Raw genomic sequence first — 15,687 nt, 5'->3', positions numbered from 1 at the left:
GGCAAGGAATAGGCAAATTACTGGGCGGTCGGCACCCAGGGTGAGAAACAGCCATACACACGCACCGATCAGGTGAATTTCTGCACTTCGCCTTGATTTTCCTAAGGTGGGCAATGAAGCACCCTGCCGGAGGAAGACGCGCGTCGCACGGTGCTCGCCCCCAACTACCGTGCTCTGGACTCGAAATGACGCCGAGTTTCCGGCAGTCCCCGGACCCGGCGTGGCCGACGGCACGCGCTCGATCCCCAATGCCGGGTCGAACAAGCCACGGTAGTGTGCCGAGACATGCTGATTCTTGGTCAAGAGGACGTTGCGGCGCTGCTGGACTGCGATGCGCTGATCGACGCGCTCGCAGGGGCCATGGCCGACCTGAGCGCCGGGGACGCCGTGGTCCCCGCGCGGACCGCGGCGCCGGTTCCTGGGCTCACGGCGACGATGCTGGTGGACATGCCCGCCTACGTTCCCTCGACTCGGGCGCTGATCAGCAAGCTGGTGTCAGTGTTCCCGGGAAACGCGGGCGGGCCTGTCCCCGTACGCCAGGGCGTGGTGGCCGTCTTCGACCCGGACACCGGCGTACCGGCGGCGCTCATGGACGCGACCTGGCTCACAGCGGCCCGCACCGGCGCCTGTTCGGCTCTGTCCGCCCGACTGCTGGCCCGCGAGGACGCTTCCGTACTGGCGGTCCTCGGGACCGGCCCGCAGGCGCGCGCTCACGCGCTGGCTGCGGTCCGGGTACGACCGATCCGCGAGCTCCGCATCGCCGGCCGGGACCGGGCCAAGGCGTCGGCGCTGGCGGAGGAGGTCTCGGACGACCCGGCTACCGCCGGGGTGGCGGTTCGGGCCGTCGGATCGTACGAGGAAGCACTCGATGATGCCGATGTCGTCTGCGCGGCAACGTACGCACAAGAGCCGGTCGTCCGCCGTGACTGGATCAAACCGGGCACCCACATCACCTCGGTCGGCTACAACCCGCAAGGCCGGGAGATCGACGACCAGACCGTCGTCGACGCACTGCTGTTCGTGGAGTCGCGCTCGGCCGCGCTGTCCGCGGTGCCTCCCAACCGTGATCTCGCCGAGCCGATCGAACGCGGCCTGATCAACGCCGGGCATGTGCGGGCCGAGCTGGGCGAGCTGGTCGCTGGAACAGCCACCGGGCGAACCGGCGACGAGCAGATCACCCTCTACAAGTCGGTCGGCGTGGCCGTGCAGGACGCCGCCGCGGCGGCCCTGGTTCTGGCCGCCGCACGTGAGCGCGGAATGGGCCAGGAGGTCTCGCTCTAGCTTCGGGCGGCGGCATCCACGATCCGGCTGTGGTGTCCGGCACTCGTGCGGCCCGGGACGTCGCCAGTGCCCGGCTCGCCGAGGCAGCCGGGACTCTGACCGAACTACCGGCCCAGCACCGACCGGAGCGTCATGCCATACCGGGTGCGCAGCCGCCGCACTTCCCAGAGCGACAGCGCGGACACCGACAGCGGGCCGCCGAGCGAGAAGGCGTAGATCACGAGCGGAGGCGCGGCCACATCCGCGTCGTCGAAGAGCTGAAGACCGAAGAGCGACCAGACCAGCAGCGGTGAGAGCAGGGCCGGCAGCAACTCATGAACGTCCCCGGTACGAAAGCAGGAATTCAGTCCGGTGACAGCGGCCGCAAGGGTGAAGCACACCGCCGCGACGAGAACGGCAGCGCAGGCGAGCCCGGCCGCGATGAACAGCAGAGCGATCACCAGACCACTGATCAGCGTGCCCACGGTGTGACCGAACAGCCCGAAGGTGAAGTCGTGAGGACCCACATCCGCGGTCGAGACGATGTCGCCGCCCAGGGCGGCCACCGTCAGCCAGACCACGCCCGCTCCGAGGGGCACCGCACCCAGCGCGGACAGCGGGCCACCGATGCGGCCCGCATACATGCGCCCCAGGGGCGCTCGGGCCGAGACGATGAAGAGGCTGACGCCAACGACACCGGCCACCACAACGATGCAACAGCCGATCAGCAGCTCCTCCAGCTTGCCGAGCACGAAATCCTCGCGCCCTTCGCGCAACGGATAGGCCAGGAGCAACCACGCCATGGCCACCAGCCCCAGCGCCGTGCGGACGCGCTGCGTCCGGGCGATGACGGGGTCTTCGATACGGTCCGGGCGGGAGGGGCTGGTCAGTACCGAAGCCGCGGCTATGGGACTGGGCACTGCTCTGACCAGCGTGTTCAGGGAATGACGGGTAGTCAACTACGCTCTCCGGTACGTGTTCACATGTGAGGGGAGCCCGGCTTCGGCGCCAGGCGTCCGTCACCTTAGCTGATCATGAACGCGTCACCGGATCCCGTCCGTCGAGGTAGACCGATTGACCGGGTGGGATCACGGAACGAGCCCGCCCCGACGCCGCCACCCAACCCCGCAGCTGGGCATGAGCGACGCCGCCCATCACGTCCATGATCGGCGGTCACCAGTCAGCGGCCGCGCCCGTCAACGCCTGGTGAGGGCGGACGGCGCACCGGCCGACTGCGCGCCCTCGTCGCCCAGGCTCAAGGTGTCGCGGCCGGTCATCGTGACCACGTAGATATTGCCCTTGGGGCAGGATGCGACGGCCGACTGGTCGGTGGGGTGGCTGGTGACCGCCTCGAAGACCATGGATGTCTTGCGTACCTCCCGCAGCTCCAGGGCCTCGGTGCAGCCCAGCTCGCGGCCGGTGCCCACTTCGGTCACCTCGCTGACCTGCTTGCCCGCCAGCTCACCCCGCTGCGCAGGATGCAGCGTCAGGGTGACGGCGAAATCGTTGGTACGGGCCTGAGTGACGCCGTCGGCGGACGGGGTGCCCGGGCCGGTGCCCACCCATGTGCCTGTCCAGGACGTGGGCAGGGAAGCGACGTTGGGAGACTGTGACGGCTTCCCGCCGGTCGCGTTGTCAGCCTCGCGATGCTGTAGCGCGAGGGTACCCGCCGTCGCGAGCAGAGCCGCGGCGATGGCGCCTGCGATCGCCCAGGCGGCACGGCCGGACGACCGCCATCGCGGGACACCGGTAGCGGACGGGTCGACGGCTCTCCCCACGTCGGAATCGGGGCCGTGCGCCGCCTCACCCGATACGGACGCCGGGGACGGGGGGCGCACCGGCGCGGAAATCAGCGCGTGTGTCTGCGCCTCCCGAGCGGCGAGATCCGTCTCCAACGCCTCAGGCAGCAGCTGCGGCCAGTCCCCGGTCCGGCCGCCGAGACCCTCCAGCAGCGCGCCGACGGTGCTCGCCGTGGGCCGCTGCTGCGGGTCCTTGGCCAGGCAGGACCGCAGCAGCGAGGCCAGGGCTGCCGGCACTCCGTCGAGAGTCGGCTCCTCGTGCTCGATGCGGTACAGCAGCACCGCTGCAGAGACCTCCTCGCCAGAGCGGGAAAACGGGCCGGTTCCGGTCGCCGCGTACACCAGCACCGCAGCCGACGAGAAGACGTCACCCGGTCCGCCCGAACCCCCGGCACTCGCCTGCTCGGGCGACAGATAGCCGGGAGAGCCGATCACGCCGCCGGTTCGCGTGTGGCGCGAGTCCTCGGCGGCACGGGCGATTCCGAAATCGATGAGCAGGGGACCACGACGGCTCAACAACACATTGGACGGTTTGACATCCCGGTGCGCGAGCCCTGCCGCATGCACGGCCCCCAGCGCCGCCGAAAGCTCAACTGCCAGAGCCAGTACGGACCGCTCGGGCAGCGGCCCGTACCGCTGCACCCACTCCGCCAACGAGGGCGCGGCAACGTACTCCGTAGCGAGCCACTGCGGCCGCTGCCCCACGGGGCTGTAGTCCACGACCGAAACAGTCCACGGAGAACGCACCCGGTCGCTGTTGCGGATCTCGCGAGCGAACCGTTCCTCGAACCCCGGCTCCCGCCCGAACTCGGCACGCACCATCTTCAACGCCAGCGGACGCCCCGACACGGTCCGCGACAGATACACCCGCCCCATGCCACCTTCACCGAGCCGGGCCAACAGCGGATAGCCACCAACAGCCACCGGATCCGACCCGTCCAGCATCTCCATACGCCGCCGCCCCCCGCCCCTTCACACCGGCAGCCAGGCTAACCCCGCCGTATCCGCGACAACCTATCCAACGATGGTTGGCTCCTGTTCGGCCGCGGCAAGACGTACCGGTCCATGCCGACGCCGTACGGGGAACTGGCTGCATCCCAGGTCGTGTTGGCAGGTACGGCCCGCCCGTGCGCCCACCCGTCCGACGGCGCTCGGCTCGCATCGACCATCCACGCAGGATCGCCACAACCGGCCCACGGTGATGCTCTGCATCAGAGTCGTCGCGCAGGCTCATACCCAACAGCCCGAACACCACATGCATTCATCTCATCCTACTTATGGAGATGACCGACTTCGATATCTGATTTCAATGAGTATCCGATACACTTCCGCGGCAAGCGGAAGGGTTGTTTGTCCAGGATGTGACCCGGGGGGGCACCTTGGAACCATTGGGGCCTGACGACCCCGTCGTCGTGGGGCCGTACCGGCTGGCCGCCCAGTTGGGCAGTGGCGGCATGGGCCGGGTCTACCTCGGGTACTCGCCGAGCGGTCGGCAGGTCGCGATCAAGGTCATCCGTCCGGAGTACGTGCAGGAGCCCGCCTTCCGGCAGCGCTTCGCCCGCGAGGTGATCGCCTCCCGCGCCGTGGGCGGGTTCTTCACAGCCGGGGTGGTCGATGCAGACCCCGAAGGGCGCCAGCCGTGGCTGGCGACCGCATACATTCCCGGCCCCTCACTGCAGCAAGCGGTGCAGAAGAGCGGCCCCCTGCCGGAGCGGTCCGTGCGGGCGCTCGGCGCGGCGCTGGTGGAAGCGCTGACGGCAATTCATGGTGCGGCTCTGATCCACCGGGATCTCAAGCCCGCCAATGTGCTCCTGGCCCAGGACGGGCCACGTGTGATCGACTTCGGGATCTCCCGGCTGGCCGAGCACAGTGGACTGACGCTCACCGGCACCACGATCGGATCTCCGGGCTATATGTCGCCCGAGCAGATCCAGGGACTCCCGATCGAGCCCTCGACCGACGTGTTCTCGCTCGGCTCGGTTCTGGCCTTCGCCGCGATGGGCGCCGGCCCCTTCGGTGAGGCGTCTGTGCCGGCACTGTTGTTTCGCGTAGTGCACGAGGAGCCCAATCTCCAAGCGATACCGGCCGAGTTGCGCTCGCTGATCAGTTGGTGCCTTGCGAAGGAGCCCGCCGACCGCCCGGCACTTTCGGCTCTGATGCCCGCTCTGACCGGCGGCCGGTCACCGATGGAACTGCTCGACGCGGGCTGGCTGCCGAAGGCCTGGCAGGGCGAAGACGCGGCGGGGACGCCCGCTTTCCCGGACGTGCCCACCTTGACTACGGCGCGGCACACCCCCGTCCCAGCCCTCGCCCCCGCCCCGGAGCAGCCGCAGAGTCTGCCGGAGCCCCTGCAAGAGCGGCCGGTCAGCCGTCGCCGACTGCTGTACGCCGCAGCCGGCACCCTGGGAGCCGGCGGGCTGGCAGCCGCCACCTGGGCGATGACGCGGGACGGCAAGTCGGCCGCCTCCGGATCGCTGCGCTGGCGATTCACCACCACCGGCACGGTCCTGTCCTACCCCAGCGTGGCCGGGGATCTGATCTACGCGGCGAGCAACGACGGCACGCTGTACGCGCTGACCACCACCGACGGGCTGCGACGGTGGAAGCACACGACCGCCGCAGCCATCGGCTCCGCACCCACCGTGCTGGGCGGCAGCGTGTACCTCGGCAGCGACGACCGCATCCTGTACGCCTTCGACGCGCTTTCGGGGAAGGTCCGTTGGCGGTTCACCACGGGAGGCATCGTCCATACCCCGGTCGTGACAGGGGGCGTCGCGTACGTCGGCAGCGCGGATCATCGGCTCTACGCCGTGGACACGGCCAGCGGAAAGCGTCGGTGGGCCTTCGCCGCCGGCAACGACACCCACTCCCCCGCCGTGTCCGGCGAAACGGTGTACGTGGGCAGCAGCGACACCAGCCTCTACGCGGTGAACGCGAACACGGGCGAGAAGCGGTGGGCCTTCACCACACGCGGGGCAGTGTCCGGCATCCCGTCCGTAGCGGGCGGTTTCGTCTACTTCGGCAGCACCGACGGAAACTTCTACGCGGTCGACGCAGACACAGGGAAGCAAGTCTGGCAATTCGGGGGTGCCTCCGTCGGGTCCAACCCGGCCATTGCCAAGGGAGTGGTGTACGTGGGAGGCGGCAAGACGCTGCACGCGCTGGACGCCGGTACCGGCAAGCCCAGATGGGAGTTCACGGCCACAGGAGACGTCCATGCGCCGGCCACAGCTGGAGCGGTGGTGTACGTGGGGAGCGATGACACCAAGCTCTACGCGTTGAACGCTGCGACAGGAAAGCAGCTTTGGGCCTACTCCGCCTCCGCTGCGGTGCACTCGCCGACAGTCGCCCAGGACACGGTGTATTTCGGCAGCGACGACAGCACCCTGTACGCCGTTCGCATCTGAACCAACCGGGAACCGGGCAGCAGACGCAAGCAGTCCTACTCACTGCAGGTAATGGCTTTTTCATGTCTGAGTGACGCTGTTTGTTACAAGGGGGGACATGTCAAGATATTCATCGCGGCTGGATCGGCGCGCCGGGAGGAGGAATCGCCGCAACGCTTCAGCCGTCGCTGCCTACGCCCGTGCTGCCCGGACCTGCGGCCCGCTGGCCAACCCGGGCCGGGAAGTGGAGTTCCGCTCGGTACTACGACCGGGCCATCGGGTGTCGCTCACTGTTCTGACCGCCGCCACCGCCCTGGCCGACATCGTATTCATCGGCTGGCTGCTGCTGCCCGAGCATGTGCCCGGGCCCGGGGTGACCGGCGTCGGTAACGGCTGGCTGTTCCTGGCCCGGCTCGGGTTCTGCTTGGTCATCGCGGTCGAGACGATCAAAATCGTGCAGGCGGTGGCGATCTGGGTGTTCGCCTTCCGGGCGAAGGACCCCATCCCCATGGTGCCGCCGCGCGGACTGCGGGTCGCCATGCTCACCACCATCGTGCCGTCCAAGGAGCCGATTGCCGTCGTTCAGCGGACGCTGCGGGCCATGCTGGAGGTGGCGCGCTGGGACTGCACCGTGGACGTCTGGATCCTGGACGAGGGAAACGATCCGACCGTACGGCAGATGGCCGCGCGCCTGGGGGTCCACCACTTCAGCCGCAAGGACCGGCCGGAGTACAACATGCCGTCCGGCCCGTTCCGTGCGCGTACCAAGTCGGGAAACCACAACGCCTGGCGCGCCGAGCACGAGTACGAGTACGACGTGGTCGCCCAGATGGACCCGGACCACGTGCCGCTGCCCTGTTTCCTGGAGAGGACCCTGGGCTACTTCCACGACCCGGACACCGCGTTCGTGGTCGCCCCCCAGGTGTACGGCAACGCCTACGACAACTGGGTCGCCCACGGCGCCTCGGTGCAGCAGTACCTGTTCAGCAGCATCGTCGAGCGGGGCGGCAACGGTCTGGACGCCCCCTTGCTGATCGGCACCAATCACCTCTACCGGGTCGCCACATGGCAGCAGATCGGCGGCTACCAGGACTCCATCATCGAGGACCATCTCACGAGCATGAGGGTCCACGGCACGCTCAATCCGTCTACCGGAAACGGCTGGAAAGGGGTCTACACCCCCGACGTCGTGGCCGTGGGCGAGGGCCCGACCACCTGGACCGACTACTTCAATCAGCAGAGGCGCTGGGCCTATGGCATCTGGGAGATCAAACTCAACCCGCGGCTGAGGCAGGGCATCCGGCTCCGGCCCCGCCAGCGGCTGCTCTACGACCTGGTTCAGTTCTACTACCCGAGCGTCGCCATGAGCCTGACGCTCGGCACCCTCGCCACCGCCCTGTACATGCTGCTCGGGGTCTCGTCCATCCAACTGCCGGGGCTGCCCTGGTTCCTGCTGTGGTCGGCGGGCATGGGCGGCTCATTCGCTCTGTGGCTCTGGCTGCGCCGATTCAACCTCGCCGAGCATGAGAGGCGGGAGATCGGTATGGCGGGGATCCTCCTGTCGCTCTTCGCCGGGCCTGTCTACATCGCCGCCGCGGCGAACGCCCTGCTGCGCCGACCGCTGGCGTATGTGGTCACCGCCAAGGGCGAGCTGCGCAGTTCGGAGTCGCTGCGCACCTTCCGGCTGCACCTGATGTGGGCCCTGCTGGCCGGGGGTCTGCTGACCGTCAGCTTCCTCCACGACCATGACTACACCGGCATGCGGATCTGGACGCTGCTGGCCCTTGCGGCCGGCTCTGCCCCGCCGCTGCTCGCCCTGGCCCAAGGTGTCTCCACACGCTTGCGCACCGCGAGGGCCGACCGGTGAGGGTCACTACCCCACGGGTGCTCGCGCTGCTGTGTGCCGCCCTGCTGTCCTGGTACACCTTCCAGGTGGCGCCGGATCTGGCGGACCGCGAACGCCGCGAGGCAGCGGCGCGCGCCGACGCAGTGCTGCCACCGACGACCGTGCTGCCGGACGACGATCGCACGCCGCACCACCCCGCCCCGCAGAGGCCCACGGTCTTCTTCCCCGCCGCGGGAAAGGCGTTCATCGGCGTCTTCACCTCCGCGGGCACCCACGACTTCACAGAGGCGGCCGATTTCGCCCGGCAGACCCGGCACCGCCCGCAGGTGTACGAGTTCTCGGCCGACTGGGAGACCGATCACTTCGACGCTCAGGCCATCAACCGTGTGGCCAAGCGGGGCATGCTGCCCATGGTCGCCTGGGAGCCATGGGACCACAGAGCCGAGGCCGAGGAACCCACGCTGCGTGGAGAGCAGCCCGAGTACCGGCTGTCGAGGATCATCCACGGCTCCTTCGATTCGTACATACGGTCATGGGCGCTGGGCATCAAGTCGCTCAGCTACCCGGTGGCCATCCGCTTCGCTCACGAGATGAACGGCTACTGGTACCCCTGGTGCGAGCAGTCCAACAGCAACCGCCGTGGGGAGTACGTCCGAGCGTGGCGTCATGTGCACAAGATCTTTGACGCGGTGGGAGCACGTAACGCCCTGTGGGTGTGGAGTCCCAACGTCAGCTACACGAACTCCACACCGCTCACCCGGCTCTACCCGGGAGACGCATACGTGGACTGGGTGGGTCTGTCCGGCTACTACGGCACCGTGGGCAAGGAGAACTACCAGTCCTTCGACCACCTCTTCACTCCGACGAGGACCGAACTGCGCCGCTTCACCCGCAAGCCACTCGTCATCACTGAACTCGGCGCCACGGACGCCGCCGGGCGGAAAGCAGAGTGGATCACCGGCATGTTCCGTGCGCTGCCGCGCCACCGCGACATCATCGGCATCATCTGGTACCAGGCGGTGAAGGAGATCGACTGGCGCGTGGGCACGTCCCACGCATCCTCAGCCGCCTTCACCGCCGGGGCCTTGGCGAGCCGGTACCAGCAGAAGTGGGAGCCAGGTATGGCGCCGCGTCTTCGGTGAACCATTCAACGGTGCGGATGCACGACGACTTGAAAGATTCCGAACGCGCTCACCCGGACGTAGGCGTGCGGCAGCAACACCACCCGGCGCAGCCGGAGAAGGGCGTCACGCAACAGCGGGTCCGTCAGCGCCGTCGGCGTCCAGGCGCTCGACCATGTCCTTGCGCGAGGCGGTTGTGACGGCGGAGAGGTCAGAGGACATGGCGCTCGCCGCTCGGCGCCTTGGTGGACGTCGTCACCCGACGTTGACGTAGAGGTCGCTGGCGACGAAGGCGCGCAGGACCTCCTGGGTGAAGTTGTGAGAGTCGGCCGGCGGGTCGTGCGGGTCGACCCAGACCAGCTCGCTGTGCATGTTCGGCTCGGCGTTGCACGGCTCGCCTTCCCACTCCTGTAGGACGAACACGGCGCCGATCACCGCTCTCCATCCGCGGCGAAGAAGTGCGGAAGTTGGCAGAAACGCAGTTGATGCGGGGCGTTGCGGACGCCGACCTCCTCGAACAGCTCGCGCGCCGCGCCCTCGTCGAGGAATTCGCCGTCGTCGAGGCGTCCTCCGATAACGGTGAGCAGCCCTGGGGAATGCCAGGAGGTCAATCGGTGCCGCAGGGTCAGGACGTGGCCGTCGCCCGGGCGTTGGAGCAAGACCATCACGTGGGCAATGCTGCGGTATACGGGCCGTTCCGACGGGCGTGTCTCGTCCGATCCGGCGGGGGGTGCACGGGGTTTCTCCTCTCGTCGCGGCCGCCGTCGGCCCGGAGGCTGGGCGGCGGCCTACCGAAATGCCGGAAGCCCGGTCGGTGGTGTGGTGGCTAGCGGTCTTGCGAGAGCTCCAGGAGCTCGGCGAAGGTTCCGCCGGCGTGGATCAGGTCGTCGTAGCGGCCCTGTTCGGTGATCCGGCCCTCCTCCATGACGATGATGTGGTCGGCGACCTTGGTGTTCTCCAGGCGGTGGGTGACCACGATGGTGATGCGGTCGCCGGAGATCGCCTTGATCTCCTCGAAGATCCGGTGTTCGCCGCGGGGGTCCATCTGCGAGGTGGGCTCGTCCAGGATGAGCAGCGGCGGTCGGCGGTACAGGGCCCTGGAGCAGGCGAGCCGCTGCCACTGTCCGCCGGACAGCTCCGCGCCTCCGAAGATCTCGCGGGCGAGGAGGGTGTCGAGGCCGGAGGAAAGGCCCTCGATCGCTTCGCGCATGCCGACTGCGTCGATGGCTTCCCACACAGGCCCATCGTCGACGGTGCGGGGCTGGCCGAGGGTGACGTTCTCGCGGACCCGGAGCGGCCACTGCGCGAAGATCTGCGGGACCAGGCCGGTGCAGTTCCACACGGTGGCCGGTTCGATGTCGGCGAGGTCCGCGCCGTTCCAGGTGACGTGGCCTTTGTCGGCGAGGTAGATCCCGGTGATCAGACGGGTCAGGGTTGACTTGCCGGAGCCGTTGACTCCGACGATCGCGAGGATCTGCCCGCGCCGGAGCATCAGGGAGACACCGTCGACGGCCGGTTGGTCTTTCCCTGGGTACTGGTAGACGACCTTTTCGAGGCGGATCTCCTCCACTGGCGCACTGGCCGTCAGGCTGCCGCGCTTGGGCGCCCTCTCGGCGGCGTCGTCGAGGAAGCTCTGCATGTCGCTGAGGTAGAGGCTGGTGTGGAAGACGGCGGCCCCGTTGATGACGACCTGAGAGAGGGCCGCCAGGGTGGTCTGGACGGCGACAACCGCGGTCGCTGCGATGGCAAGTGCGATGCGCCCGGTAACGGCCAGCCACGCCAGCATTGCCCAGGTGGCAACCAGGAAGATCCCGCCGGCGAGCGAGGAGAGCAGCGCGATGCGCAGGGTCCGCGGGGCGGCGGCGAGGGTTCGCCGGTCGCACCGTTCGGACAGGGACCGGTACCAGAACAGGAGGTAGTCCGTCATGCCGTTGGCGCGGACCTCATCGCCGTACTTGGGCGAGGTCGACCACCAGCGCATCATGCCGCGAACGTTGCGGTCGGCGACGTTCGCGTAGTGGATCTCGTAGTCGACGCGGGCGGACAGGACGGCGCCGATCCCGGCCGGGAGTACCGCGAGGAGGAGCAGCGGCAGCATCAGCGGGTTCAGCACCGACAACACGCCGCTGGCAGTGATCATGCGGACCAGCGCGGACATGAAGCGCTGCGCGTCGGTGACCATCACGTGCGTGCGGATCACGCCCATCTCCGCGGCCTCCTGCCGGTCAGCGAAGCCATCCACCGCGTACGCGGACGCCTCGACCCGGCAGACCGCCTCGACCAGGGCGGCGTCCGTCTCGGTGGTGAGCCTCGGCGTGATGCGCCGCTCGGCGTACGTGGCGACAGCCCCTGCACCGCGGTTGAGAGCAGCAGCGCCGGCCACGACGAGGAGCGCCGGCAGGGCCTCGCTCAGCCGGCCGCCCACCAGCCCGGCGCCGAGGATCGGCTCCATGGCGCGCGCCGTCGCAGTGAGGAGGACGGCGGCGGCCAGGCCCGTCACCACCTGGCAGGTGATCAGCAGCTGCACCGCCCGGCGGTCGGTGGCCCATGACATCAAGGCGATGCGGCGCAGAACCGAGGGGATCTGGGCGCAGAGCTTCCTGAAGGACACCGTGCCGAGCGGGTTCACCGAGTACTGCCCGCTGTAGATGATCTCGGCGGGCGGCGGCGCGGGAGGCGGAGTGGTGTCCTGCGTGCTGCGGGTGTCTGTCGAGGTCAACTGATCCCCCTGGACGGTCGATTGGGCTGTGTCGTCGAGGTCAACGACAGCCGCGGAATATCGAACACACGTGTTTCAGACGCGATGAAATCCGCCTAGTGGCGGGAGAAGCGGAGCGTGCGTGATGCACCGACCCGTGGCACGCACGGGTGCCGTCTGCAGGCGGGGTGGCCGAAACGCCGAGCCCCAGCCGCGTCCGCCCCGCGGAAGCGTGCAACTCGAGCCGTGCTTCCCGTCCAGGCTCGGACGCCCTCGGGCCCAGGCGGCCGGGCTGAGACTTTCAGCAGAGGTTGGCACTAGAAGTGGGCGCCGATCTGCGGATTCGGCAAGTGCTGTCAGCGCGACTTGGCACCGGATGTCGATAAGGGGTGGCGCCTTACTGGTCTTTCAGGCCTTCTGGCACCGCTTCGATCGAATACCTCTGTACAGAGCCTTCGCTTGTGTCTTCTGTACGCATGAGACAGATCAGCGTGGACGAGCCGTCACGGACCGTTGAGCCACGCCCACTTGAGGGCACGGTGACCAGTCCGCTGTGGTCAGACATCTGCGGCTGGGAGGACCTGGCGACTACGTGCAGCCAGGAGGACCTGTCCGTGGGCCGGAGGATGCTGGACCTCGATCACGGCTGGTCAACCCGATGGTCGGCGACGTGGAAGGTCGGCAAGGCGAAGCGAACCGGGCCCGTTGTCGATCTGGATTCCGTGCCTCTGACCGGCTGTGTTCCCTGGCGCGGTTTCACCTGGCGCCAGCGTCAGTACCACCGGCCTGGACTGGAGTCGATGCTCACTACCGGTCGCCAGCACGGATTTGAGTCGCACCGTGAGGACCAGTTTGTGGTGATGGCGGATTTCGCAGGTGAAGCGGAGGAAGTCCTCTCGCAGCCTTTCCAGCTGAGTTTTCAAGGTGAGGGCCGACGGCGTGAGCACATTCCTGATTTCCTCACGGTCTCCCGTCAGGGCCGGTGGCTCGTGGACATCAGGCCGGCGGGCCGGATGGACGACGACGACCTCATGAAGTTCGCGGCCTCCGCCGAGGTCGCGCTGGCGTTGGGGTGGGGCTACGCGGTGGTCACTGGCTGGAGGCCGTTGACCTGGAGAAACGTCGATTGACAGCGCTCGACGAGTACGCGGCCTACCTGACGCCGATCATCGACCGCATCGGAACAGCACCCACCCAAGCAAGTCCGTGGACCTGAACCGCCCGTCCAGGTCAACTAAGCGGCTCGGGGGAAGTTCGCTGCTGATCCTGAGCCACGGGTTCCGTTGACGCGTCAGCACCTGCCCTTGCGCAGGTTGACTGCCCGCCCCGGCGGGGCTTCCATGGCAACCATGGGCGCACTGTTGGTAATCGGGATGACTCTGCTTGGTCTGTGGCTCTGGTGGGAAAACTCGAAGACTGGCAAGTGGTGGCGGAGGCAGACGCGGATCGAGAACCGGCGGTCGAACTCGAACCCTCTACGACAGGCCCCATGCCGCAACTGCCACGGGAAGGGGACTACGGCTGAGTACCCCCAGTCCTGTGCAGCATGCATGGGCACCGGAGAAGCCAACCCGCGCTTCTGACGGCTCGCATGGATCGGCATTCAACTTCACCCAGCCTGCTTAGGCTCCGCGCAGGGCGCATTCAGAGTGGTGCCACTTCTCGCTAGAAAGTGTCATGTCGCACTGAAATTCTCACGGGCTATTCGCCGGCGGGACGCTGGCGGACGGAAGTGCGGTACAGCCGGCCGTGGCGGGAGCTGTTACAGGGCGATCATCTAGCGTCCGGCGGACAGGGACCGATGGTTCCACGAGCGGGTTACAGAAGCCCGCAGAGCGCGACCTCGGCTTTCTCCACGGCCTCAGTGAGGGCTTGCATGTGGACTGTTGAGAGGTTCCCTGCGCCGAGCCCTGATGCGGTGAGGACGGCGTCGAGTGTCTGTCTCTGCTCACTGGTCAAGTGGGAGCGCGCCAGGTGGTGGTTCAGAACGCCGAGTGCGGCGTAGCCGTCGGTCGCCTTCATCGTCCGGCGGTACAGATCCGCGACCATCAGGCGCGCGGCCGGGTGCTCCGACGAGTCGACCACGTCCAGCACTGCGAGTCCGAGCCGTGTGGCGAGGACGGTCATGTGGCCCCTGCCTGGGCGTTCGAGGTAGGTGGTCACCAGGTCCTCCAGGAGGCGCCGCCACGCCCGGCCCGCTGTACGACGGCACAGGACGGTCAGGCAGTCCGTGACGGCTCCTTCCCAGGCCTCCCCGGGCTCTGTGTGGGTCAAGAGGATGTCGGCGCCGAGCGTGTTTCCGCTCGCGAGGGCGGCGAGGACGGCGACTTGGCGGCCGTCGAGCATGCGCTGCCCGACGCCGCGGTGCGCCTCGACGTGAGCAAGTGCTTCGGCCCAGCGGCCGGCAGCGGTCAGGGCACGGGTTCCGTCGGCGAGGAGGACCCGGCACAGCCAGGCGCGGACCTCTTGTCGGTCCTCGACGGTCTCGACCAGGTCAGCGGGGATGGCGATGTCCTCAACCTGGACGGGGCTCCCGGTGCTGACCGCCTCGAACAGCGCCAGGAGGCGTTGACGGCCGTCGTCGGCCTGCCCGGCGCGGAGTTGGAGGCGCGCAAGGTTGACGACGGGTTCGAGGGCGCGGATCGCCAACGTGCCGGGCAAGGGGGCGGCGTGCAGGTAGGCGGCCGCGTGCTGGTGGCACATCTCGCGGGCGGTGTCCGGGTCGCCGACGTCGGAAGCGATCAGCGCCGCCTGGTTGTAGACCGTGGAGGCCATGCTCGGGTCGCCCAAGGTCGCGGCGCTGGCGGCGAGTTCGGTCAGGGTGTGCACGCGCTGGGGCAGAGGGAGGCAGGCGGGACAGGGGCGGGCGATGAGCGGGAAACGCTGGGCTATGGACTCAGGAGGTTTCCACACGGCGCGCAGCGCTCCTTTCTGTGGTGGGGTCGGGGCCGAAGATGACGCTCTTGGCGGCGGCTGCGAGGGTGGCTTGCGTGGCGTAGGGCAGGCCGATCCGGTTCCAGGCGAAGAGCACGTGATGGGCAAGGACGTCACGCATGCCGCGGTGAAGCTGTCCGGAAGATGTGAGGTGGGCCAGTTCCCGTCCGGCGTCGGTGTAGGCGTGGGCCCAGTCGGCGGCGTGGGCCAGTGTTCCGCCCGTGTGCATCAGGTCTTTCGCGTTCACGGAGATCAGCCGGTGCACGGCGGTGTGGAGTCGGTCGCGGCTGTTGCGTTCGGTGCCGGGGGCAAGCGGGCGGTGAGCGCCGACGCATGCCCAGACGTCGCCCTGCTCGTACCAGTCCAGTCCGGCGGAGCGCATCAGGAGGCTGCACAGCATGAGGGACGTCTCGCGCCGGTGTCTGCCGGCGTCGCCCTGGAGATAGTCCAGCAGGCTGCGGCTGTCGCGGTGGAAGAGGCGGTGAGCGGATGCCATGGCTTCGGCGCCGCCGAAGGCGTGCACTTCGGGTTCGTAGATGATCTCCGTCCACCCTTTGATGAATCCGTCGGCGATCAGCGCGTCCAGGCCCTGGCCGATGCGGTCCTGCGCCTCAGCGGCAGACAGGTAGCGCACGCGCCAGCA

Annotated in this window: 12 protein-coding genes; 5 read left to right on the top strand and 7 right to left on the bottom strand. The window is 68.2% G+C overall.

The features are described from left to right. Positions 1-285: 285 nt before the first annotated feature. A complete protein-coding gene (locus ACFWDI_RS08375; protein WP_385302083.1) occupies positions 286-1,281 on the top strand; it encodes an ornithine cyclodeaminase family protein in 996 nt (331 codons plus the stop codon). Between the two features lie 104 nt (positions 1,282-1,385). Here ACFWDI_RS08375 and ACFWDI_RS08370 read toward each other — a convergent pair whose 3' ends face one another. Together ACFWDI_RS08370 and ACFWDI_RS08365 are read right to left on the bottom strand one after the other, a co-directional pair. Further along, entirely contained in the window at positions 1,386-2,180 is a 795-nt protein-coding gene (locus tag ACFWDI_RS08370; protein WP_385302081.1) for a hypothetical protein, read from the bottom strand. Between the two features lie 276 nt (positions 2,181-2,456). Continuing rightward, entirely contained in the window at positions 2,457-4,010 is a 1,554-nt protein-coding gene (locus ACFWDI_RS08365; RefSeq protein ID WP_385302078.1) for a serine/threonine-protein kinase, read from the bottom strand. A 437-nt stretch (positions 4,011-4,447) separates the two neighbouring features. Here ACFWDI_RS08365 and ACFWDI_RS08360 point away from each other — a divergent pair, with 437 nt between their 5' ends. From ACFWDI_RS08360 to ACFWDI_RS08350, 3 genes are all read left to right on the top strand, one after another. Next, positions 4,448-6,466 carry a PQQ-binding-like beta-propeller repeat protein gene (locus ACFWDI_RS08360; protein WP_385302076.1) on the top strand — a complete coding sequence of 673 codons (2,019 nt, stop codon included), beginning with the start codon at positions 4,448-4,450 and terminating at the stop codon, positions 6,464-6,466. A gap of 259 nt (positions 6,467-6,725) precedes the next feature. Further along, positions 6,726-8,312 carry a glycosyltransferase family 2 protein gene (locus ACFWDI_RS08355; RefSeq protein ID WP_385302074.1) on the top strand — a complete coding sequence of 529 codons (1,587 nt, stop codon included), beginning with the start codon at positions 6,726-6,728 and terminating at the stop codon, positions 8,310-8,312. Next, entirely contained in the window at positions 8,309-9,433 is a 1,125-nt protein-coding gene (locus ACFWDI_RS08350; protein ID WP_385302072.1) for a glycoside hydrolase family 26 protein, read from the top strand. The genes ACFWDI_RS08355 and ACFWDI_RS08350 overlap by 4 nt, the downstream gene beginning before the upstream one ends. A 234-nt stretch (positions 9,434-9,667) precedes the next feature. Here ACFWDI_RS08350 and ACFWDI_RS08345 read toward each other — a convergent pair whose 3' ends face one another. The 3 genes from ACFWDI_RS08345 to ACFWDI_RS08335 all read right to left on the bottom strand — a co-directional run bounded on the left by ACFWDI_RS08345 (position 9,668) and on the right by ACFWDI_RS08335 (position 12,131). Continuing rightward, positions 9,668-9,847 (bottom strand): hypothetical protein, encoded by a 180-nt coding sequence (locus ACFWDI_RS08345; protein ID WP_385302070.1) that lies wholly within the window; start codon positions 9,845-9,847, stop codon positions 9,668-9,670. Continuing rightward, positions 9,844-10,077 (bottom strand): NUDIX hydrolase, encoded by a 234-nt coding sequence (locus tag ACFWDI_RS08340; protein WP_385302442.1) that lies wholly within the window; start codon positions 10,075-10,077, stop codon positions 9,844-9,846. Before ACFWDI_RS08340 ends, ACFWDI_RS08345 begins: the two co-directional genes overlap by 4 nt. A 161-nt stretch (positions 10,078-10,238) precedes the next feature. Beyond that, positions 10,239-12,131, bottom strand: a complete 1,893-nt coding sequence (locus tag ACFWDI_RS08335; protein ID WP_385302068.1) for an ATP-binding cassette domain-containing protein — start codon at positions 12,129-12,131, stop codon at positions 10,239-10,241. Between the two features lie 518 nt (positions 12,132-12,649). Here ACFWDI_RS08335 and ACFWDI_RS08330 point away from each other — a divergent pair. Then, positions 12,650-13,240 carry a hypothetical protein gene (locus ACFWDI_RS08330; protein WP_385302066.1) on the top strand — a complete coding sequence of 197 codons (591 nt, stop codon included), beginning with the start codon at positions 12,650-12,652 and terminating at the stop codon, positions 13,238-13,240. Between the two features lie 688 nt (positions 13,241-13,928). On the opposite strand, the gene ACFWDI_RS08325 is transcribed toward ACFWDI_RS08330, so the two are convergent. Together ACFWDI_RS08325 and ACFWDI_RS08320 are read right to left on the bottom strand one after the other, a co-directional pair. Further along, positions 13,929-15,023 carry a hypothetical protein gene (locus ACFWDI_RS08325; RefSeq protein WP_385302064.1) on the bottom strand — a complete coding sequence of 365 codons (1,095 nt, stop codon included), beginning with the start codon at positions 15,021-15,023 and terminating at the stop codon, positions 13,929-13,931. Next, positions 15,007-15,678: a thiopeptide-type bacteriocin biosynthesis protein gene (locus ACFWDI_RS08320; RefSeq protein ID WP_385302061.1), complete on the bottom strand. Its 672-nt coding sequence runs from the start codon at positions 15,676-15,678 to the stop codon at positions 15,007-15,009. The genes ACFWDI_RS08325 and ACFWDI_RS08320 overlap by 17 nt, the downstream gene beginning before the upstream one ends. Positions 15,679-15,687 lie beyond the last annotated feature (9 nt).

Source organism: Streptomyces sp. NPDC060064 (genome assembly GCF_042736455.1).
Classification (GTDB): domain Bacteria; phylum Actinomycetota; class Actinomycetes; order Streptomycetales; family Streptomycetaceae; genus Streptomyces.
This window is presented reverse-complemented; position numbering and strand designations above follow the sequence as displayed.